This is a genomic window from Variovorax robiniae (assembly GCF_037889955.1).
GTDB classification, from domain to species: Bacteria; Pseudomonadota; Gammaproteobacteria; order Burkholderiales; family Burkholderiaceae_C; genus Variovorax; species Variovorax robiniae.
This window is the reverse complement of the sequence record NZ_JBBKZS010000001.1, coordinates 588129-607681: the sequence shown is the minus strand read 5'-3', so window position 1 is coordinate 607681 and position 19553 is coordinate 588129. Positions and strand designations below refer to the sequence as shown.

At 66.1% G+C, this 19553-nt stretch carries 17 protein-coding genes; 9 read left to right on the top strand and 8 right to left on the bottom strand.

What is annotated here, in order from left to right; genetic code table 11:
- Positions 1–18: 18 nt before the first annotated feature.
- From WKW79_RS02585 to WKW79_RS02565, 5 genes are all read right to left on the bottom strand, one after another.
- Positions 19–885, bottom strand: coding sequence for a methyltransferase, TIGR04325 family (locus tag WKW79_RS02585; protein WP_340333527.1), 867 nt, complete (start codon positions 883–885; stop codon positions 19–21).
- A gap of 151 nt (positions 886–1036) precedes the next feature.
- A complete protein-coding gene (locus WKW79_RS02580; protein WP_340333526.1) occupies positions 1037–2005 on the bottom strand; it encodes an ABC transporter permease in 969 nt (322 codons plus the stop codon).
- Positions 2002–3000 (bottom strand): ABC transporter permease, encoded by a 999-nt coding sequence (locus tag WKW79_RS02575; RefSeq protein ID WP_340333525.1) that lies wholly within the window; start codon positions 2998–3000, stop codon positions 2002–2004. Before WKW79_RS02575 ends, WKW79_RS02580 begins: the two co-directional genes overlap by 4 nt.
- Entirely contained in the window at positions 3000–4523 is a 1524-nt protein-coding gene (locus WKW79_RS02570) for a sugar ABC transporter ATP-binding protein (RefSeq protein WP_340333524.1), read from the bottom strand. The genes WKW79_RS02575 and WKW79_RS02570 overlap by 1 nt, the downstream gene beginning before the upstream one ends.
- Positions 4524–4536: 13 nt before the next feature.
- The gene (locus WKW79_RS02565; protein WP_340333523.1) at positions 4537–5661 is read right to left on the bottom strand and encodes a sugar ABC transporter substrate-binding protein; all 1125 of its coding nucleotides are present in this window, start codon (positions 5659–5661) and stop codon (positions 4537–4539) included.
- Between the two features lie 332 nt (positions 5662–5993).
- Between WKW79_RS02565 and WKW79_RS02560 the strand changes: the two genes are divergently transcribed.
- Both WKW79_RS02560 and WKW79_RS02555 read left to right on the top strand, forming a co-directional pair.
- A complete protein-coding gene (locus WKW79_RS02560) occupies positions 5994–7406 on the top strand; it encodes an NfeD family protein (protein WP_340333522.1) in 1413 nt (470 codons plus the stop codon).
- Positions 7403–8170, top strand: a complete 768-nt coding sequence (locus tag WKW79_RS02555) for a slipin family protein (RefSeq protein ID WP_340333521.1) — start codon at positions 7403–7405, stop codon at positions 8168–8170. The genes WKW79_RS02560 and WKW79_RS02555 overlap by 4 nt, the downstream gene beginning before the upstream one ends.
- Before the next feature lie 64 nt (positions 8171–8234).
- On the opposite strand, the gene WKW79_RS02550 is transcribed toward WKW79_RS02555, so the two are convergent.
- Positions 8235–8543: a hypothetical protein gene (locus WKW79_RS02550; RefSeq protein ID WP_340333520.1), complete on the bottom strand. Its 309-nt coding sequence runs from the start codon at positions 8541–8543 to the stop codon at positions 8235–8237.
- A gap of 325 nt (positions 8544–8868) precedes the next feature.
- On the opposite strand from WKW79_RS02550, the gene WKW79_RS02545 reads away from it, so the two are divergent.
- The gene (locus WKW79_RS02545; protein WP_340333519.1) at positions 8869–11061 is read left to right on the top strand and encodes a beta-propeller fold lactonase family protein; all 2193 of its coding nucleotides are present in this window, start codon (positions 8869–8871) and stop codon (positions 11059–11061) included.
- Positions 11062–11224: 163 nt separating this feature from the next.
- On the opposite strand, the gene WKW79_RS02540 is transcribed toward WKW79_RS02545, so the two are convergent.
- On the bottom strand, positions 11225–11503 hold the full coding sequence (locus WKW79_RS02540) for a hypothetical protein (protein ID WP_340333518.1): 279 nt from the start codon (positions 11501–11503) through the stop codon (positions 11225–11227).
- A gap of 220 nt (positions 11504–11723) precedes the next feature.
- Between WKW79_RS02540 and WKW79_RS02535 the strand changes: the two genes are divergently transcribed.
- The 6 genes from WKW79_RS02535 (at position 11724) to WKW79_RS02510 (ending at position 18644) form a co-directional block, all read left to right on the top strand.
- Positions 11724–12713: an ABC transporter substrate-binding protein gene (locus tag WKW79_RS02535; RefSeq protein WP_340333517.1), complete on the top strand. Its 990-nt coding sequence runs from the start codon at positions 11724–11726 to the stop codon at positions 12711–12713.
- Between the two features lie 40 nt (positions 12714–12753).
- Positions 12754–15621: an ATP-binding protein gene (locus tag WKW79_RS02530; RefSeq protein ID WP_340333516.1), complete on the top strand. Its 2868-nt coding sequence runs from the start codon at positions 12754–12756 to the stop codon at positions 15619–15621.
- Between the two features lie 16 nt (positions 15622–15637).
- A complete protein-coding gene (locus WKW79_RS02525) occupies positions 15638–16018 on the top strand; it encodes a response regulator (RefSeq protein ID WP_340333515.1) in 381 nt (126 codons plus the stop codon).
- A gap of 8 nt (positions 16019–16026) precedes the next feature.
- Positions 16027–17154, top strand: coding sequence for a response regulator (locus WKW79_RS02520; RefSeq protein WP_340333514.1), 1128 nt, complete (start codon positions 16027–16029; stop codon positions 17152–17154).
- 106 nt (positions 17155–17260) lie between these two features.
- On the top strand, positions 17261–17617 hold the full coding sequence (locus tag WKW79_RS02515; protein ID WP_340333513.1) for a hypothetical protein: 357 nt from the start codon (positions 17261–17263) through the stop codon (positions 17615–17617).
- A 133-nt stretch (positions 17618–17750) separates the two neighbouring features.
- Positions 17751–18644: an amino acid ABC transporter substrate-binding protein gene (locus WKW79_RS02510; protein ID WP_340333512.1), complete on the top strand. Its 894-nt coding sequence runs from the start codon at positions 17751–17753 to the stop codon at positions 18642–18644.
- Between the two features lie 6 nt (positions 18645–18650).
- Here WKW79_RS02510 and WKW79_RS02505 read toward each other — a convergent pair whose 3' ends face one another.
- Positions 18651–19553 (bottom strand): LysR family transcriptional regulator, encoded by a 903-nt coding sequence (locus tag WKW79_RS02505; protein ID WP_340333842.1) that lies wholly within the window; start codon positions 19551–19553, stop codon positions 18651–18653.

The window sequence follows — 19553 nt, the reverse complement described above, 5'->3', positions numbered from 1 at the left end:
GTCAACGCCTTCGGGCCTTCATTGCATCCGTGCAGCCGCGGGCTCGAACCTCTCCGCCCCGGCAAGCGCGACGAAGTACAGCCCCGTGAAGTTCGGGATCGAGCGATCCACATGGCCAGGCAGGCTCATCGATCGATCGGCCACGGTCCACTCGTCCATGAGCGTGTAGCCCTGCGACTCGATGTCGTGGATGAAACCATCGCGGTTGTAGATGTGGACCGGGGCGAAGGCGCCACCGCCGATGTTCTGCGTCGTGACGAAGTCCTCGCCGCCGTACAGCGGCACCTTGTTCAGCAGCAGGTGTGTCGGCCGCGCGCTGCTCGACTTCAGCAACCGATCGGGGCGCCCGTCCTCGACGTACTGGATCGCGCCAGCGGAAAGCCACACGTCGTGCGCACTGGCCGCGAGCGCGCCATGAAGTTGTGTCGTGAAGCTGAGCTGCGCCATGCCCTGCTGGGTTGCCATGTTCTCGCCGATGGCGGCGATGGCCGGCACCTCCACCACGCACCATGCCAGGTCGGCGGGCATCTCGATATGGCGGCGATAGGCGTAGTAGTGCACCCCCACCGAGCCGCCGATGTCGAGCACGCGCGTCGCCCCGTTGCGCATCGCGCGATCGAGCCACCACATCACCGGGTAGTCGTAGGCATAGACCTTTTTCGTGCGGACCCGCATGTACTCGACGGCGAGCACATCGAGGTCGAACTCGCGGCTCGGCGGCAGCCACTCGCGGGCCTCGGCGAAGGATTCGAACACGCCGAAATGACTGCCCATGCCTTCCGGCGAGAGGAAGTGGTCACGGCTTTGACGCATGGCCGATGGGCGGAAGATCGAATCCTCCAGCGCATTGCGGACGATCTTGAGGGGGCTGATGGTTTGTGTCACTGTGGCTACCTTGGCGACCAGTGTTAGCCATGTGTCACTCACCAACAAGCGTCGTTGGTCTTACGACTTCCGCACCGGAATGTCCACCCCAAAATTGACTACGGCGTTGAGTTTTGCAGAGGGAAGTGCGAAAAATGTGGCGCCCGCGCCGCTACTGCGACATCCGTTGCCCCCGCCCATACACCAGCAGCATCGCGATGATCACCACCCCATAGGTCACCTGCCGCCCCATCTCCGGAATCTGCATCACCGACAGGATCGATTGCAGCAGCGTGATCAGCATGACCCCGACGACAGTGCCCAGGTAGGAGCCGCGCCCGCCCAGGATGTTGGTGCCACCCAGCACCACGGCCGCGATGGCCGGCAGCAGGTAGGCATCGCCCATCGCCTGGTAGGCCTTGGTCGAATAGCCCGTGAGAAGCACGCCCGCCGCCGCCGAGCATGCGCCGGCAATCGTGAAGCACAGCAACGTCACCAACCGCGTGTTCACGCCGGAGAGATACGCCGCCCGCTCCCGGTTGCCCACCGCATAGATCGCGCGGCCCAGCGTGGTGCGGTGGAGCATGAACATCGTCGCCGCCCCCACCACCAGCCACACCAGCAGCGCATTCGGAATGCCCAGCAGCGAGCGCCCGGTGGCGATCAGGTGCATCGCCGGCGTGGACCGGTCCTGCGGCGCGAAGCCGCCGGTCTGCACCACGATCAGCCCCTGCGCCACCGCATTGATGCCCAGCGTGAAGATCATCGACGGCACGCGAAGGTAGGCCACGCCGATGCCGTTGATGGCCCCCAGCAGACAGCCACAGGCAATGCCGAAGGGGATGGCGATGAGTTCGCCCGTCTGCCCCCACCAGCCCGCCGCAGCCGCCGACATCACGCCGCCTACCGTCACGATCCACGGCACCGAAAGATCGATGCCGCCGAGCAGGATCACCACCATTGCGCCGGTCGCGACGATGCCGAGGAACGATGCGATCTGCAGTTGCAGCAACAGGTATTCGGCGGAGAGAAAGTTCTTCGAATAGAGGCTGCCGATCAGCAGCAGCGCCACCGTGCAGGCCGCCGCCGCCACCACCGGCAACTGGCCGGATCGCTTGAGGCGGATCGCAAGCTCGCTCACTTGAACAGGTCCAGTCGGTTGCTCACCTTGAGCAGTTGCAGCGCGCCCAGGCTCACCGCCGTGAGCAGGATCACGCCCTGGAACAGCGGCTGCCACAGGGGCTCCAGGTCGAACACGAAGAGCAGGTCGCCGATCGTGCGCAATACCAGCGCACCGAAGATCGACCCGATCGCCGATCCCGCGCCGCCCGCCAGCGAGGTGCCCCCGATCACCACCGCCGCGATCGAGTTCAGCGTGTAGACACCGCCGATGGCGGACGAAGCTTCGCCCGAATAGGTCACGCAGGTCAGCAGCAGCCCCCCGATGGCCGCGAGCAACCCGGCCAGCGTGTACGTCACGAGCTTGGTGCGCCCGATGTTCACGCCCGACATGTAGGCCGCGCCTTCCGCCGAGCCGATGGCCAGCGCAGCGCGCCCGACGGCCGAGCGCCGGTACGGCACCCAGACCAGCAGCACCACGGCCAGCAGCACTACCAGCATCGCCGGCACGCCGCCAGGGAGGGCGCCCGTCAACGCATCCGCCAGTCCCGCATGCACGTCGCCGCCCGGCACCGGCCGCAGCCCCAGCGCGATGCCGAAATAGATGGTGCCAGTCGCCAGCGTCGTGATGATCGGTTGCAACCGGCCGTACACGATGATCGCGCCGTTGATCCAGCCGCACAGCGCACCAACGCCGAGCACGGCCACCACGCCCATCGCAGCCTGCAGCGGCGTGCCGACCACCAGGTGCGAGGCCAGACAATTCGCCAGCACGAACACCATGCCCACCGACAGGTCGATGCCGGAAGTCAGCACCGGCAGCGTCTGCGCCATCGCAACGATGGCCAGCAGCACGCCCTTGTTGGCCGCGGTGGTCAGCACCGGCACGGTCCAGCCGGTCTGGTGCTTGGTGATGTAGAGCGCGAAGATCACGACGAACATCGCCAGCGCGGCATAGGCGCCAAAGTGCTCGCGAAAGTGGAAGCGCCAGTCAGATTGCCGCGTCGGTTCCGCCATCAGTGCAAGGCCTCCGTCGTGAGGTTGAGCGCGCTGGACACCAGCGCATGCTCGGTCAGTTCCGCGCCGGCCAGCCAGCGCACGATGCGGCCATCGAAGAACACCGCCACGCGATCACAACAGCCGATCAGTTCCGCATAGTCAGTGGAGTACAGCAGCACCGCCGCACCATCGTCCGCGAGGCGGCGCAGCAGCACGTACATCTCCTGCTTGGTGCCCACGTCGATGCCGCGCGTCGGATCGCTCAGCAGGATGATGCGCGGCTCGTTCATCAGCCACTTCGCGATCACCACTTTCTGCTGGTTGCCGCCCGACAATGTGCCGACCGGGTCGCCCAGTTCCGGCGCCTTGATCGAGAGCTTGCGCACCATGTCGCCGGTCGCCTTGTCCTCTTCGGAGGCGATGACGACACCCGCGCGGCTCAGGCGCTCCAGCGCCGCGAAGCTCAGGTTGTCGCGCACCGACATGGGCAGCATCAGCCCGTCGGTCTTGCGGTCCTCCGGCACCAGCGCGATGCCGACATCCTTGCGCTTGGCCATGCGCGGGCTCTTCACGTCGACCAGCTCGCCATCGAGCCGCACCTCGCCCTCCACGCCGCGCAGCACGCCGAACAGCGCGAGGAAGAACTCGCGCTGGCCTTGCCCATCGAGCCCGCCGAGGCCGACGATCTCCCCGGGCCGTGCGGACAGCGCGATGTCATGCAGTCGCCCGTTCCACGACAGGCCGCGCACGTCGAGCGAAGGCGCGGCCTTCTCCAGCGGAGGCCGCGGCGGCGGCTTGGGCGGAAAGGCATGCGCGATGTCGCGGCCGATCATCATCTCGACCGTCTGCGCATCCGTCTTCGTGCCGGCTTCGAAAGTCGCCACATGCTGCCCGTTGCGGAACACCGAGCAGTCGTCCGCGAGGTCCGCGATCTCCTTCATGCGATGCGAGATGTAGACGATCGCCAGACCCTCGTTGCGCAGCCGCTTGAGCAGCGTGTAGACGCGCTCCACGTCGGCCGCCGTCAAGGCCGAAGTCGCCTCGTCCAGGATCAGTATCCGGGGCTCGCGCGCCAGTGCCTTTGCAATCTCCACCATCTGCCGCCGCGACAGCGACAGGCTCCCCACCGGGGCCAGCGGATGAATGCCTTCCGCCCCCGCGCGCGCCAGCGCCGCCTCCGCAATGCGCCGCTGCGCCTTGCGATCGATGAGTCCGAACTTGCGTGGCGGATTGGTGATGCAGATGTTGTCCGCCACGCTCAGGTCCGGCATCAGCGACAGCTCCTGGAAGATGCACGCGATGCCGGCCGACACGGCCTCCTGCGGATGCGCGAAGCGCCGCTCCGTCCCCCCGAGCACGATGCGTCCCTCGTCGGGTTGCACCACGCCGGCCATCATCTTGATGAGCGTCGACTTCCCCGCGCCGTTCTCGCCGAGCAAGGCGTGGATGCGTCCCGGCGCGCAGGCGAACTTTGCGCGCTCCAGTGCGCGCACGCCGCCATAGCGCTTCGAGACGTCGATCAGTTGGAGGATCGGATCCAAGTGCCGGACCGCTTCAGTTGTTCTTCTCGTCCTTCGACATGATGTCCGTTGCCTTCAGGTTCACACCGCACGGCGGGAAGTCGTTCGTGGTGAAGAAGTTGTCCGTCAGGTCCGGGAAGTAGTTTTCACCCGGCTTGAAGTTCGGATGCGTCGCCGTCGGGATCGGCACCGAGATCAATTGCGGCATCACCTTGCCCTGCAACGCCGCGACAGCGGCCTTCATGGAGATCGCCACCAGCCCCGGCGATTGCCCGAGCGAGGTGCACAGCAGCCCATCCTTGGCCCGTTCCGCGCACAGCTTGCGGAAGCCGTTCTCCGCCTCGCCCGCCACGGGGATCATCTTGTGCTTCGCATCGATCAACGCGCGCACCGAACCGGTCGAGCCGCCCTGCGTGAACATGCCGTCGAAGTTCTTGTGCACCGCCACCGCATCGGCCACGGCCTTCTGCGCCGTGCCATCGTCCCAGTTGCCCACCACCTCGACCACCTCGAACTTGTTGCCCGGTGCCTCGACGACCTTGCGGAAGCCCAGGTGCCGGTCGCGGTCCACCGAGTTGCCCGGCACGCCGCGCACTTCCAGCAGCTTGCCGCTCTTGCTCGGGATGTTCTTCACCAGCCATTCGCCGGACTGCGTGCCCATGGCGGTCTGGTCCTCGTTGACCATCATCACCTCGGTGCTGTCGAGCACGTTGTCGAAGGGGACGACCACCACGCCCGCCGCGTTGGCGCGCTTGATCACCGGCGCGAAGGCCGTCGGATTCACCGCGATGGTGACGATCGCGTCGTAGCCCGAGTTGATGAAGTTGTCGATGGCCGCGATCTGCGCCGCCACGTCGGTCCCGGTCGAGACGATCTTGAACTCCTTCAGGTTGTCCTTCATGTCGGGTGTAGCCGCATAGGCCTTGGCCATCTTGATCATCTGGATGCGCCAGGTGTTGCCCACGAAACCATTGGCCAGCGCGATGCGGTACGGCCCCTTCTTGGCCGGCCACTGGAAGTACTTGGTGCTTGCATCCCAGGGCTTGAAGCAGCCGGGGTTCTCGCCCGGCCCGCTGACCACGGCCGGCCCGGCGGCATTCACTGCGGCGGACGCCACGAGCGCTGCGACGGCAGCGGCAACACGAACGCGATGGCTCATTTCCTTGTCTCCTCTGTGGGTGGCGGCGATGCGTCATGCGCACTCGCCGAGGGGCCTGACCACGCTGTCCGGACTCTGCCCCTCTCTAGGGCCCCGACAGTCAGTAAGAACAAAGTTGCAGGATCATCATACAAATCGTGATTGGTGTGGGTTGCGGGTATACCCTGCGATGCGTTTCGGCAGTGCGCCGCGCCGGAGGCCCGACCCATGCAGGCTGCGGCGCGCAGGTGTACGCTGTCCGGGGGAGGGCAAGTACCTCACGTGGAGCAAGAAATGCCTGACCATTTCTGCCTGTTCGCCGACCTCGGGGCAAGCCCGACCCGGAGCCCGCCATGACCAGCCGCCGCCGCTGGCTGGGCATGCTGATGCTTCTCCTGGCCGCGGCCTTCCAACAGATTCCAGGCGACGCCGCGCCCGCCGACCTGCCGCCCGTGTTCCTCGTCCGCATCCAGGGCGGCATCGGTCCGGCGACGGCGGCTGAAGTCAACCGTTCGCTGCAGCGCGCTGCGCGCGAGCGTGCGCAACTGGTCGTGCTGGAGATGGACACGCCAGGCGGCCTCGACACCGCGATGCGCGCCATGGTGCAGGACATCCTGGCTTCTCCGGTGCCGGTCGCCGGCTTCGTCGCGCCCTCGGGCGCGCGAGCGGCCAGCGCCGGCACCTACCTTCTTTACGCATGCCATGTGGCGGCCATGGCGCCCGCCACCAACCTGGGCGCGGCCACGCCGGTGGAAATCGGCATGCCCGGCACGGGTGGGGGCAGGGCGCCAGCAACCCCTCCGGCGGGCGCGGCCCCCGCGCCGCCCAATCATGACGACACGATGGCCGCGAAGCGCATCAACGACGCGAGCGCCTATTTGCGCAGCCTGGCCCAACTGCGCGGCCGCGATGTCGCCTGGGCCGAGCAGGCGGTGCGCGAATCGGTGAGCCTGGCGGCCAACGATGCCCTGGCGCGGAAGGTCATCGACCTCGTCGCCGCGGATGTGCCCGACCTGCTGCGCCAACTGGACGGCCGCGAGTTGACGCCCGGCAGCCCCGGCGCCGCACCGGTGAAGCTGGCCACGGCGGGCGCGACGGTCGTCGCGCTGGAAGCGGACTGGCGCGCACGGCTGCTGGCGGTCATCAGCGATCCGAGCCTGGCGCTGATCCTGATGATGATCGGGATCTACGGGCTGCTGTTCGAGTTCATGAACCCGGGCTTCATCGCGCCCGGCGTGATCGGCGGCGTGGCCTTGCTGCTGGCCTTGTGGGCACTGCAGATGCTGCCCATCAACTACGCCGGCGTCGGCCTGATCCTGCTGGGCCTGGCCTTCTTCGCGGCCGAGGCCTTCATTCCGAGCTATGGCGCGCTCGGGCTCGGCGGCGTGGCGGCGTTCGCCTTCGGCGCGCTGTTGCTGATCGACAGCGACGTGCCCGGCTTCGGCATTCCGCTGCCGGTGATCGCCGGGTTGACCTTGGTCTCGGCCGCGTTCGTGATCGGCGTGGCGCGCATGGCCGTCAAGGCGCGGGCGCGGCCGGTGCGTGGCGGCCTGCAACGCCTGGTCGGCGCCACGGCCGAGGTGCTCGAATTCGGTGGCGGCGAAGGCTGGGCCCTGGTCGACGGCGAACGCTGGCGCATCAGCGCGACCCAGGCCTTGCGGCCGGGCCAGCAGGTGCGTGTGGCCCGCGCCGAAGGTCTCACCTTGCAGGTGGGGCCGCTGGCCGCCACCGCCGGCGGTTCATCCACAGGAGCAAGCGCGGCATGATTTCCCTCTTCATATTGCCGGCGCTGCTGGTGCTGCTGGCCTTCGTGGCGGCGAGTTCGCTGCGCATCCTGCGCGAGTACCAGCGCGGCGTGGTGTTCCAGCTCGGGCGCTTCTGGCGCGTCAAGGGGCCGGGGCTGGTGATCCTCATTCCCGGCGTGCAGCAGATGGTCCGCATCGACCTGCGCATCGTCGTGCTCGACGTGCCCTCGCAGGATGTGATCTCGCGCGACAACGTCACGCTCAAGGTCAACGCGGTGCTGTACTTCCGCGTGGTCGACCCGGAGAAGGCGGTGATCCAGGTGGAGAACTTCCTCGCCGCGACCAGCCAACTGGCGCAGACCACCTTGCGCGCCGTGCTCGGCAAGCACACGCTCGACGAGATGCTGTCGGAGCGCGAGCGCCTGAACCTCGACCTGCAGAAGATCCTGGACAGCCAGACCGATGCCTGGGGCATCAAGGTGACGAACGTCGAGATCAAGCATGTCGACCTCAACGACACGATGATCCGCGCCATCGCCCGGCAGGCCGAGGCCGAACGTGAACGGCGCGCCAAGGTGATCCATGCGGAAGGCGAGTTGCAGGCCGCCGAGAAGCTGGCGCAGGCTGCGGAGATCCTGGCGCAGCAGCCGCAGGCGATCCAGCTTCGCTACCTCGAGACCCTGACGGTGATCGCCGCCGACAAGAACTCGACCATCGTGTTTCCGCTGCCGATGGACATCGTGGCGCCCTTGATCGAGAACTTGAAGAGGCGTCCGCAGGGATGAACGTACTGGAGCGAGCGCCCGCCTGATTCGCCGGCGCGTGCGCCGCATCCAGCGCACGCAGATGTCAGCGCTGTGGATTCAGGAACCACCCGCGGCGATTGGTCGTCCGCTGCGCCGGGGGTGACTTCACATGCTCGATCAATTCCCGTGTCGCCTGTCCGAGCAGTGCCAGGTAGGCGACGTCGGCATTGTGCGAATAGGTGAGTGCCGCAGCGAGTTGCTCGAACTCGCCGTCCGACGGTCCGTCCCCATAACCGCTCAGTTCCGCGGCAAAGGCGCGTGCCAGCCGCTCCTGCGCATAGGCATAGGTGACATACCGCGCCGCGCGTTCCGCGAAGGCGACATCGAGCTGGAGTTTCAGGAGCGGGTTCATTTCGGGCCTTTCGACGGGGCCACGCCGTGCCCCATGAAAGCAGCTTCCGGTTTTTGAAGGCGCCGGTCTGTACGCCGAGGCTTCGAGGCTTCTACGGTGAAGCCCGTTTCGCGCTGTAGGCACCCGCCGAGTGTGACTTTTGTTGTATCTCTCCTACAACGAAAGTGTATCTCCAAGAAACAACAATGTTACTTATTTGTTACGATTGTCATCCATGCTTACTTTATCATTCCTCCGTGCATCCGCCCCAGCCGGCACCGCCGACGCTGGACGTCCATCCAACTCCCCATCGCGCCTGACCCGCGCCCGTCGTGCGATTGCGCCGATGGCCGCCAGCGCGCTGGTCCTGTCGCTCGCCGCCTGCGGCGGCGGTGGCGGAGGGGGCGGCGGCCTGCCGTTCACCCTCGGCACGTCGAACACGACGACCACCAAGCCGACCGACACGACCACCCCTCCCACCCCCACCCACAAGGTCACCGGCTCGGTCACCGGCCTGGCTGGCACGGGCCTGGTGCTCCAGAACGGCTCCGACGAGCTCGCCGTCTCTGAAAACGGCAGCATCACCGTCGCGCTCGCCCTGCCCGAGGGCCTCAGCTACAACGTGACCGTCAAGTCGCAGCCGACCAACCCGACGCAGCTCTGCACCGTGAACGGCGGCAGCGGCACCGTGGGCAAGGACGACATCGTCAACGTCGCCGTCATCTGCTCCACCACCAGCTTCAATGTGAGCGGTTCGGTGGAAGGCCTCGCCGGCGGTGGCCTGGTGCTCCAGAACAACGCGGGCGACGACATCCCCGTCTCCGCTAGCGGCCAGGTCGACTTCGGCGACATCGCCAGCGGCGCGAACTACGCCGTCACCGTGAAGACGCAGCCGACCAACCCCGTCCAGACCTGCACGGTCGGCAAGGGCACCGGCACGGTCAATGACGTGGCCATCAGCGATGTCTCCGTGGTCTGCTCGACCAACAGCTACACCGTCGGCGGCACCGTGGCCGGCCTTGCTGGCAGCGGCTTGGTGCTTCAGAACAATGCGGGCGACGACTTCACGGTCGACGGCAACGGCAACTTCAGCTTCTCGCAGAAGGTTGCCAGCAAGGGCGCCTACGCTGTGTCGGTACTGACGCAGCCTACCAGCCCGAGCCAGACCTGCACGGTCAACAACGCCTCCGGCAACGTCGTCGACAGCGCGGTCAGCAACGTCACCGTGAGCTGCGCGGTCAACAGCTTCCTGGTCAAGGGCACGGTGTCCGGCCTGGACGGCGTGGGCCTCAAGCTGCTGAACAACGGCGCTGACGAACTGACGATCACCGGCAACGGCACGTTCAGCTTCCCCGCCTCGGTCGCCAGCGGCACCGGCTATGCGGTGACGGTCAAGACCAACCCGACGCTGGTCACTCAGAACTGCGTCGTCACCAATGGCGCGGCAAACATCGGCGGCGCCGACGTGACCGATGTCAGCGTGGCTTGCACGAGCCAGACCGCACGCTATGCCTACCTCACGACCGGCGCGAGCAAGGTGATGCCCTACACGATTGGCGCCACGGGCCAGCTCACGCTCGTCGCCAACGGCTCGGCCAACACCGACGCAGGCCCGATGTCGATCTCGATGGACGCGACCGGCACGCACGGCTATGTCTCAACGCTCAGCGGCATCGACCAGTACAACGTCGCTGGCACCGGCGCAGTCTCGGCGATGCCGACGACCAAGGTGAACTCTGGCAATGTGGCGACCGTTCTCGCGCTCGATTCCAAGAGCCGCTATGCCTATGCGTTGAATACCTTTGAAGGCTTCCCGAACGGTACGCTGAGCGTGTTCCCGATCAGCAGCACCACCGGCGCGCTCGGTACGGCTGTGGATGTGTCGACCGGTCTGGTGCCTCTTGCATTGGCGGCTGAGCCTTCGGGTCGTTTCGTGTACGTGGGCAACTTCGGCACGCTGACGCAGAACATCACGACCTTCGGCTCGCGCATCACGGCGTACAAGGCCGACACCTTGGCCCCGATCGCTTCAACGACTGCTGGTGATTTCGTGACGGCGCTTGCTGCCGATCCGTCGGGAACCTTTGTGTTCGCGCTCACGGGCAGCATCAACTACAGCTCGATCCGCGATGTGAGCGATCTGTCCAGCCTCCTGTCCAACTCGATCCAAGTCTTCAAGATCCGGACGACTGGCTCGACGATTGGCTCGCTGCAGTCTGTGGCCACGCTCGCAATAGAAGGCCAGATGGCAACCTCGATCGTCGTGCATCCGGCAGGCCGCCTCGCCTACATTGCGCTGAGCAACGGCGCGCTGCGTCGCTACTCGATCGACACCAGCAGCGGCGCATTGACCGCCTTGGGCGACACGACCGCGCTGAGCAGCCCGGTGCTGCGTGCAACCATCGATCCGTCGGGCAAGTTCCTGTTCGCCGCCACGGCAAGCGGCGTCACGACTTACGCGATCGGTGCAAACGGCGCGCTGACTTCGGTGTCGACGCTGGTCAATACTGGAACTACCTCGATGGCCCTGGGCCTCTAAAGCAAAACGGCTGCCTTTCGAGGCAGCCGTTGGATTGCACTTGACGGTGCGGGCGAGTCTTCGGGCTTTCCCGCACCGTTTGCATTGGAGAGAGGGGCAGGGCGAGATGCTCTCGCCCCACGTCGTCAGGCCTCGCCCGCGCGAGGCCGGAATTCAATTCACATCAATTGGGCAGTGCCGTGTTCTTCGTCCGCTTGCCGTTCAGCGCATAGAGCGCCGGCTGCTCGATGACCACATCGCTGATCGAACCCGGCGGGGCGGCGACCATCTGGGTTTGCTGGATCTCGCGTTCGAGGCGCTTCGCCCGTTCGGCATACATCTTGGCCAGGGCACTGTGATGCTCCGCCGCCGCCTGGTGTTCCAGGCGCGCCATATGTGCTTCCTCCAGCAGCACGACGGCACGTCGTATGTGCTGCTTGGGCCCGGAAAACAGGTTGAACATGCGATCTCTCCTTGCAGGGTAGACGAACAACTGGACAAACCGACGCACGATCACATTCTTCGAGTGCTCGGGGTTGCGGGTCAAGCCCCCGTTACGTGGGATGCACAGTTACTTGGGCTGTTCGAACGGTGTAGGCCGTTGCGCGGTGATCGGACGGCTCGTTTGCACCACAACGGCGCGTAGCTTGCGAAAAGCCGCCACCGGCGTAGCATGCCCGCCAGTGAACAAGCGCCGGTTCCTCCTGATCACCACGTGTGGTGGCCTGATGGCCGCTGCGCGCGTGGTGTCGGCCCAGCCGGGTGGCGGCGCACCCAGGCGCGTTGGCGTGTTCTCGCCGGGCGGGCCCGGAGCGGATGACGCGATCCTGCAACCCTATTTCGACGAGATGCGGCGGCTCGGCTGGCTGGACGGGCGCAACGTCGTCTACGACCGTGTGTTCGCCAACGACCACATGGAGCTGGCACCGGGCCTGGCCGCGGAACTGGTAAGCCGCAAGCCCGACCTGATCGTGGCCATCTCGCCGCCGGGATCCAGCGCGGTGAAGCGTGCGACGTCGACCATTCCCACGGTCTTTGCCGTCGTTGTCGACCCCTTGGCCGCGGGGCTGGTCGGCAACCTTGCGCACCCGGGCGGCAACGTCACGGGTGTCACGCAAAGCATTGCCGAGTCCCTGATGCCCAAGCGCATCGAGCTGGTGCGGGAAGTCGTGCCGGGCGTGAAGCAGATCGGACTGCTCGGCAATCCGCTGGACCCGGGTTCCATCGCGGACCAGGCCGCGCTGGCGCCGCTGCTGGCGAATCTTGGCTTGCGCATGGTCGTGGCCAATGGCACCAATCCACAGGAGTTCGATGCCTCGGTGGCGAGCCTGGTCGACCAGCATGTGCAGGCGATCGTCGTGGCCAACGGCATCGCCGTCACGCGGCGCGCGGAAATGATCGCGCAGACGAACCGCGCGCGCATTCCCGTGTTCGGATTCAACTTGCCGATGGCCGCGGCCGGCGCGCTGCTGTCCTTCGGCCCGTCGATGACGGATCAGCTCCACCGCGCGGCGCACCTGGCCGACAAGATCCTGCGCGGCACGCGCCCCGGCGACATCCCCGTGGAAGCGGCCAGCGTGCTGGAGCTGGTGGTCAACCAGAAGAGTGCGCGGCTGCTGGGCATCCAGATTCCGCAGTCGGTGCTGGTGCGCGCGGACAGGGTGATTGAATGAGCCGCACGGTCACGGAATGCGTGGCACGGGAGCATCGCAGATGATCGCCCCGCACTGGCGCCTGTTCCCCAAGTATGCGACCCTGATCATCGCCGTGGTGGCCGGTGTGCTGGCCGTGAGCGGTGCCATCAGCATCTATTTCTCGTACCGGGAAACGCGCACGCAACTGGTCGCGCTGCAATTCGAGAAAGCGCAAGGCGCGGCCACCCGCATCGAGCAGTACATGCTGGACATCGAGCACCAGCTGAGCTGGACCGCACTGCCGCGCGTCGACACCGGCGGTGACCCGCTCGAGCAGCGCCGCATCGAATACCTCAAGCTGCTGCGCCAGACGCCGGCCATCACCGAAGTGGTCTGGATGGACCCCGCCGGCCTGGAGCAATTGCGCGTCTCGCGCCTGGGCATGGACTCGATCGCGACCGGTGCCGACATGTCGCGCGACCCGCGCTTCACCGAGGCCGTGGCCGGCAAGACCTACTACGGCCCGGTCTACTTCCTCAAGGGCACCGAGCCCTACATGACGATCGCGCGCGCCGCCGGCAGCGGCGGCGGCGTGACCGCTGCGGAGGTAAACCTCAAGTTCGTCTGGGACGTGGTCTCGCGCATCAAGATCGGTCGCGCCGGGCTGGCCTATGTGGTCGATTCGGGCGGCATCCTGATCGCGCACCCGGACATCAGCCTGGTGCTCAAGAAGAGTGACCTCAGCGCCTTGCCGCAGGTGGCCGCGCGCGATGCACCGGAGACAGAGGCGCAGCCCGTGGCGCGCGACCTGTCGGGCGCCGAAGTGTTCGCGGCGCATGCGCGCATTCCCGCCCTGGGCTGGACGGTGTTCGTCGAGTCGCCGCGCGCCGAGGCCTATGCGCCGCTCTACGCGACCATCCTGCGCACCGGCCTGCTGCTGCTGGCCGGCTTGCTGGTCGCCACCGCCTTGAGCTTCTTCCTCGCCCGCGCGCTGGTGCGCCCGATCCAGGCATTGCAGGAAGGCGCCGAACGACTTGGCGCCGGCGAGCTGGAGCACCGCATCGACGTCCACACCGGCGACGAACTCGAAGCGCTGGCCGCGCAGTTCAACCAGATGGGCGCCGACCTGCGCGCGTCCTACGCCGGCCTGGAGCGCAAGGTCGACGAGCGCACCAGCGAGCTCACGGTCTCGCTGGCCTACCAGACCGCGACCAGCGAGATCCTGCGCGTGATCAGCGAATCGCCGACCGATGCGCAACCCGTCTTCGATGCCGTGCTGCGCAGTTGCGAGCGACTGTTCGGCGCGGTGCACATGGGCATCTCGATGGCTGGCGAAGACGGGCAGGTGCACCTCGCGGCACAGCACGGCTCGGCCAATCGCGATGCCTTCGCCAGCACCTTCCCGGTGCCGCTGACGCCCGAATCGGGCTCCGGCCAGGCGATCCTGCAACGCCGCGTCGTGCAATACCCGGATATCGACGCGCCGGACGTGCCGCTCTTCGTGCAGCGCAGCAGCGAGGCGGTCGGCACGCGTTCGGTCGTGCTTGCGCCCCTGCTGTGGGAGGGGCGCGCCATCGGCGTGATCTTCATCGGGCGGCCGGAACCGGGGCCGTTCTCGGAGAAGGACGTGGCGTTGCTGAAGACCTTCGCCGACCAGTCCGTCATCGCGATCCAGAACGCGCGCCTGTTCAACGACACGCGCGAGGCGCTGGAGCAGCAACGCGCGTCGGCCGAGGTGCTCAGCGTCATCGGCCGCTCGGTGGCCGATGCGCAGCCCGTGTTCGACAGCATCCTGCTGAGCTGCGAGCGCCTGTTCGACAACTCGCACGTGGTGATCGACCAGCTTGGCAGCGACAACCAATGGCACCTGGCCGCCTATGCCGGCCCGCATCGCGAGGAACTGGCGGCCATGTACCCGGCGCCGGCCGACGTGTCGGTGCAGCGGCAGTCCGAACTGACGGCGCGCAAGGTCACGCACTACCCGGACATTGCCAATGCGACCAACATGTCCGACTCGCTGCGGCGCGGCTGCGAACTGGTCGGCTGCCAGTCGCTCGCGATCGTGCCGATGCTCTCCGAGGAAGGGCGCCTGGGCACCATCCTGGTCGGCCGCCACACGCGCGAGCCCTTCACGGCCAAGGAAACCGCGATGCTGCTCACCTTTGCCGACCAGGCCGTGATCGCCATCCGCAATGCGCGCCTGATCCAGGAGATCCGCAGCACCAGCCGCGAACTGGCGCAGGCCAACCAGCACAAGTCGGAGTTCCTGGCCAACATGTCGCACGAGTTGCGCACGCCGCTCAACGCGATCATCGGCTTCTCCGAGGTGCTGTCGGAAAAGATGTTCGGCGAGGTCAACGACAAGCAGCTGGAGTACCTCAATGACATCAACACCTCGGGCCACCACCTGCTGTCCCTCATCAACGACATCCTCGATTTGTCGAAGATCGAGGCCGGGCGCATGGAGCTGGACCTGTCCGCGTTCGACTTGGGCTCGCTGCTGGACAACAGCACGACGCTGGTCCGCGAGCGCGCGTTGCGGCAGGGCCTGACCTTGACGCTCGACATCGACGAAGGCCTCGGCGAATGGGTGGCCGACCAGCGCAAGCTCAAGCAGGTGCTGGTCAACCTGCTGTCGAACGCGGTCAAGTTCACGCCCGCCGGCGGCAGCGTGACGCTGCGCGCGCGGGCGCTGGACCATGCGGTGGAGATTGCCGTGGTCGACACCGGCGTCGGCATCGCGCTCGACCAGCAGGCGCTGGTGTTCGAGGAGTTCCGCCAGGCCACCGGCGAATACCTGCGCAAGGCCGAAGGCACCGGCCTGGGCCTGGCGCTGGCCAAGCGATTTGTCGAATTGCATGGGGGCACGATGCGCCTGGAAAGCGCACCAGGCCTGGGATCGACCTTTGCGTTCATCCTGCCCGAACGCGAACTGGAGGCTGCGTGATGACGGACCTTGAATCATGAGCACCATATTGATCGTCGAAGACAACGACAAGAACATGAAGCTGGTGCGCGACATCCTCCAGTTCGAAGGCCATGCCACGCTGGAGGCGGTCACCGGCGCCGAGGGCGTGGCATTGGCGACCAGCCAGCGGCCGGACCTGATCCTCATGGATATCCAGCTGCCCGACTTCGACGGCGCCGAGGCGCTGCGGCGCATCCGCACCGACCCCGCGCTGGACGCCGTCCCGATCCTGGCCGTGTCGGCCTCCGTCATGCCCGATGAGCAGCAGAAGGTCATCAACTCGGGCTTCGATGCCTTCATCACCAAGCCGATCGACCTGAAGCTGTTCCGCGCGACCGTGAAACGCTTTCTGGCGCAGGGGAGGCGAGGGGAATGAGCGCCGTCATGCCAAGCGTTGGAGACGCCAAGACTGCGTCCAAGGTCCTTGTCGTCGACGACGTCCCGGTCAACGTCAAGCTGCTCGCCGACATCCTGGCGATGAAGGGCTACGAAGTGGTCACCGCTTCATCAGGCCCGCAGGCGCTGGCGCTGCTGCCCACCGAGAAGCCCGATCTCGTGCTGCTCGACGTGATGATGCCCGGCATGAGCGGCTACGAGGTTTGTGCCGCGATCCGTGCCGACCCGGCGCACGCCATGCTGCCGGTGGTGCTGGTGACCGCGCTGGACCCCGGCAAGGAGCGCATCAAGGGCCTCGAAGCCGGCGCCGACGACTTCCTGACCAAGCCGGTGAGCCAGGCCGAACTGCTGGCCCGCGTGCGCTCCCTGCTGCGCATCAAGCACTTGTACGACCAGGTGCAGCATCAGAGCGCGGAGCTGGCCGAATGGAACAGGCAACTGGAGGAACGCGTCGCCAAGGGCGTCCGCGAACTGGAAAGCCTGGGGCGGCTGAAGCGATTCTTCTCCCCGCAATTGGCCGAGCTGATCGTGGCCGGCGGCGCCGACGATCCGCTGAAGAGCCATCGCCGTGAGATCACCGTCGTCTTCCTCGACCTGCGAGGCTTTACCGCCTTCACCGAGACCGCCGAGCCCGAGGAGGTGATGGGCGTGCTGGCCGAATACCACGCCGCGATGGGCCGGCTGATCCTGCAATACGAGGGCACGCTGGAGCGTTTCTCGGGCGACGGGATGATGGTCTTCTTCAACGACCCGGTGCCCATCGCCGACCCCGGATTGCGCGCCGTGGAAATGGCGCAGGCCATGCAGCAGGAAGTTGCCGTCCTCAGCGCCGCCTGGAAGAAGCGCGGCTACGACCTGACGATGGGCATTGGCGTCGCGCAAGGCTTCGCGACCATCGGCGGCATCGGCTTTCCGGGCCGCATCGACTATGGCGCCATCGGCACCGTGACCAACCTGGCGGCGCGCCTCTGCGGCGAGGCGGCGGGTGGCGAGATCCTGATGTCGCGCCGCGTGGTCGGCGCGCTCGACGGACGGCTCAACGCGGAGCCGGCGGGGGAGTTGATGCTGAAGGGCTTCCAGCGCCCTGTGCCGACATTCCGGGTGGTGTTTGGCTGACAAGAACAGGCCAAGTGGACGGGATACGGTGTGTAACCAGTTACCACCGAAGTTGTATTGTCCCCACGAGGGGGTTACATACAATTTCTTACATCGATCCACTCACATGGCCTGTTTCAACAGCTACCCAATGAACCTGTCGCCCTCCCTGCTCAAAAGCGCCTTGCTCGATGCCCAACAGTGCAACGGGATCGCGCCGGCCACCTGCCAGATGCTGATCAAGGAAGGCTGGGCCGAGTGGGTCGACCATGAATTCGGAACGCCCATCGACGAGAACAGCCCGCGTTCGCTGATGCGCCTGACCGTCGCAGGGAGCATGCAGCTCGAAGCGCTGGCAAATGCGCCGATGGCGCAGCCTGCCTCCACGAAGCCGATCACCACACACCCGATGGTGCCGCCGCGGAAGCCGAGCAGGGTGACTCTGGGCTTTCGACTGCGGTTCCGGTCGCACGTTACTGCATAGGCGATCGTCAGGCGCCTTCGTAGGCGACCGATCAACCTCTTTTGGGAATGAGATCGGCTGAAAATTAATCGCTTTTGGAAGTTCTTCGAGGCTCGCAGAATCGCTGCGCATCACTACTCGGAGGCTTCCAGAAATGCAATCTCGACTCTCGCTGGCGATCGGCTTCGCCGCAGCCCTTTTGTGCTCCAGCGCCCTCGCGCAAACCGACACGCTCGCCAAGATCAAGGCGGCTGGCAGCATCCAGATCGGCGGGCGCGACAGCCAGGTTCCTTTCTCGTACAAGCCCGCGGGCGGCGGTGACCCGGTCGGCTTCACCAACGACATCTGCCTGAAGGTCGTCGAGGCAGTCAAGGCCAAGCTGGGCATGCCCAACCTGGAAGTGCGCTATACGATCCTGACCTCGACCAACCGCATCCCGCTGCTGACCAATGGCACCGTCGACCTCGACTGCGCCACCACCACCAACACCGTGCAGCGCCAGCAGCAGGTCGACTTCGCGCCGAGTCACTTCGTCACCAACATCACAGCCGCCGTCAAGAAGAGTTCCGGCATCAATACCCTGGCGGAGTTGAACGGCAAGACCGTGTCGACCGTGTCCGGCAGCACGGGCATCCAGCTGTTGCGCCAGTACCGCAAGGCCGGCAACGTGGAGGTGCAGGAACTCGCAGCCAAGGACACGGCGGACGGCTTCCTGCTGCTGGCGTCGGATCGCACTTCGGCCTACATCCTCGACGACGTGCAACTCGCCGGCCTCATCGCGACCTCGACCAGGCCGGGTGACTTCAAGATCCTGACCGGTGAATCGCTGCGGCAGGAACCCTACGGCATCATGTACCGCAAGGACGATCCTGCCTTCAAGGAATTGGTCGACAAGACGGTGCTGGACCTGATGAAGAGCGGCGCGATCGAACAGCTCTATGCCAAGTGGTTCACCAGGCCGATTCCGCCGAGCAACGCGAACCTCAATTTCCCGATGACGGATGCCGTCAAGGAGATTTACAGGAACCCCAACAACAAAGGCGTCTGAGTGCGCTCATCGCGCCGCCTGGAACATCTGCGTGAAGTCGCAGCATTCCTGCGCCAGCGTGACGATCGACGCCACCAGGGAACTCCGATGCTCGCCCTTGTACATCGCCACGTAGGTCACGGGCGGCAGCGCGGGCGTGACGTCGATGAGTGCGAGCAAGCCCTGGTCGAGCATCTGTTGCAAGGTGCGGCGGGGCAGGTAGCTCACGCCCAGGCCGGAGACGGTCAGCCCTATCAGCGCGACCAGGTTGTGGATGACGATCGCATTGACGGGCTGGATGCCGAGGTTCTTCATCCAGCTGTCGTAGAGCAGGCCGGTGCCCGACTTCGAGCCCTGGAGCAACATGCGCTGGCGTGCCAGTTCTTCGAGGCGCACCGGCTCGTCGTTCGGCATGAGGCCAGGCTTGCACATCCACGCGCTTTCGACGGCACCCACGGCCTTGCTGGGGATACGCGTGTCGGCGAATGCGTCGGGGACGACGATCAGGTCGAGTTCATCGGCGAGCACCTTCTCGCGCAGGTTGACGCTGCTGTCGACGTCCGGTTCCAGTGTGACCTTCGGGTACTGCGACTGGATCCGTTCGACCCAGCGCGGGAACCAGGTCATGGCGGTGAGCTCGGTCACGCCGATGCGGACACGGCGCTCGATCACATCGACGCGGCTGAACTGGTCGACGGCCGCGTCGCGCTGCGCGAGCAGGCTCTTGGCCAACATGAACATCTCCTCGCCCTTGTCGGTGAGCCGGGCGGCGCGCTGCGTGCGGTCGAACAGTTCGGTGTCGAACACCATCTCCAGTTCATGCACGCGCTTGGACACGGCCGATTGCGAGGTGTGCAGCTTGTTGGCCGCGAGGGCGAAGCTGCCAAGCTGGCCGATCCAGTAGAGCGCTTCGAGTTGCTTGAAAGTCAT

Excerpts from the sequence above, each read along its gene's own strand:
- WKW79_RS02575 (WP_340333525.1), bottom strand. The coding sequence starts at position 3,000 with ATGGCGGAACCGACGCGGCAATCTGACTGGCGCTTCCACTTTCGCGAG.
- WKW79_RS02565 (WP_340333523.1), bottom strand. The coding sequence starts at position 5,661 with ATGAGCCATCGCGTTCGTGTTGCCGCTGCCGTCGCAGCGCTCGTGGCG.
- WKW79_RS02560 (WP_340333522.1), top strand. The coding sequence starts at position 5,994 with ATGACCAGCCGCCGCCGCTGGCTGGGCATGCTGATGCTTCTCCTGGCC.
- WKW79_RS02555 (WP_340333521.1), top strand. The coding sequence starts at position 7,403 with ATGATTTCCCTCTTCATATTGCCGGCGCTGCTGGTGCTGCTGGCCTTC.
- WKW79_RS02550 (WP_340333520.1), bottom strand. The coding sequence starts at position 8,543 with ATGAACCCGCTCCTGAAACTCCAGCTCGATGTCGCCTTCGCGGAACGC.
- WKW79_RS02545 (WP_340333519.1), top strand. The coding sequence starts at position 8,869 with ATGGCCGCCAGCGCGCTGGTCCTGTCGCTCGCCGCCTGCGGCGGCGGT.
- WKW79_RS02540 (WP_340333518.1), bottom strand. The coding sequence starts at position 11,503 with ATGTTCAACCTGTTTTCCGGGCCCAAGCAGCACATACGACGTGCCGTC.
- WKW79_RS02530 (WP_340333516.1), top strand. The coding sequence starts at position 12,754 with ATGATCGCCCCGCACTGGCGCCTGTTCCCCAAGTATGCGACCCTGATC.
- WKW79_RS02525 (WP_340333515.1), top strand. The coding sequence starts at position 15,638 with ATGAGCACCATATTGATCGTCGAAGACAACGACAAGAACATGAAGCTG.
- WKW79_RS02520 (WP_340333514.1), top strand. The coding sequence starts at position 16,027 with ATGCCAAGCGTTGGAGACGCCAAGACTGCGTCCAAGGTCCTTGTCGTC.
- WKW79_RS02515 (WP_340333513.1), top strand. The coding sequence starts at position 17,261 with ATGGCCTGTTTCAACAGCTACCCAATGAACCTGTCGCCCTCCCTGCTC.
- WKW79_RS02510 (WP_340333512.1), top strand. The coding sequence starts at position 17,751 with ATGCAATCTCGACTCTCGCTGGCGATCGGCTTCGCCGCAGCCCTTTTG.
- WKW79_RS02505 (WP_340333842.1), bottom strand. The coding sequence starts at position 19,553 with ATGACTTTCAAGCAACTCGAAGCGCTCTACTGGATCGGCCAGCTTGGC.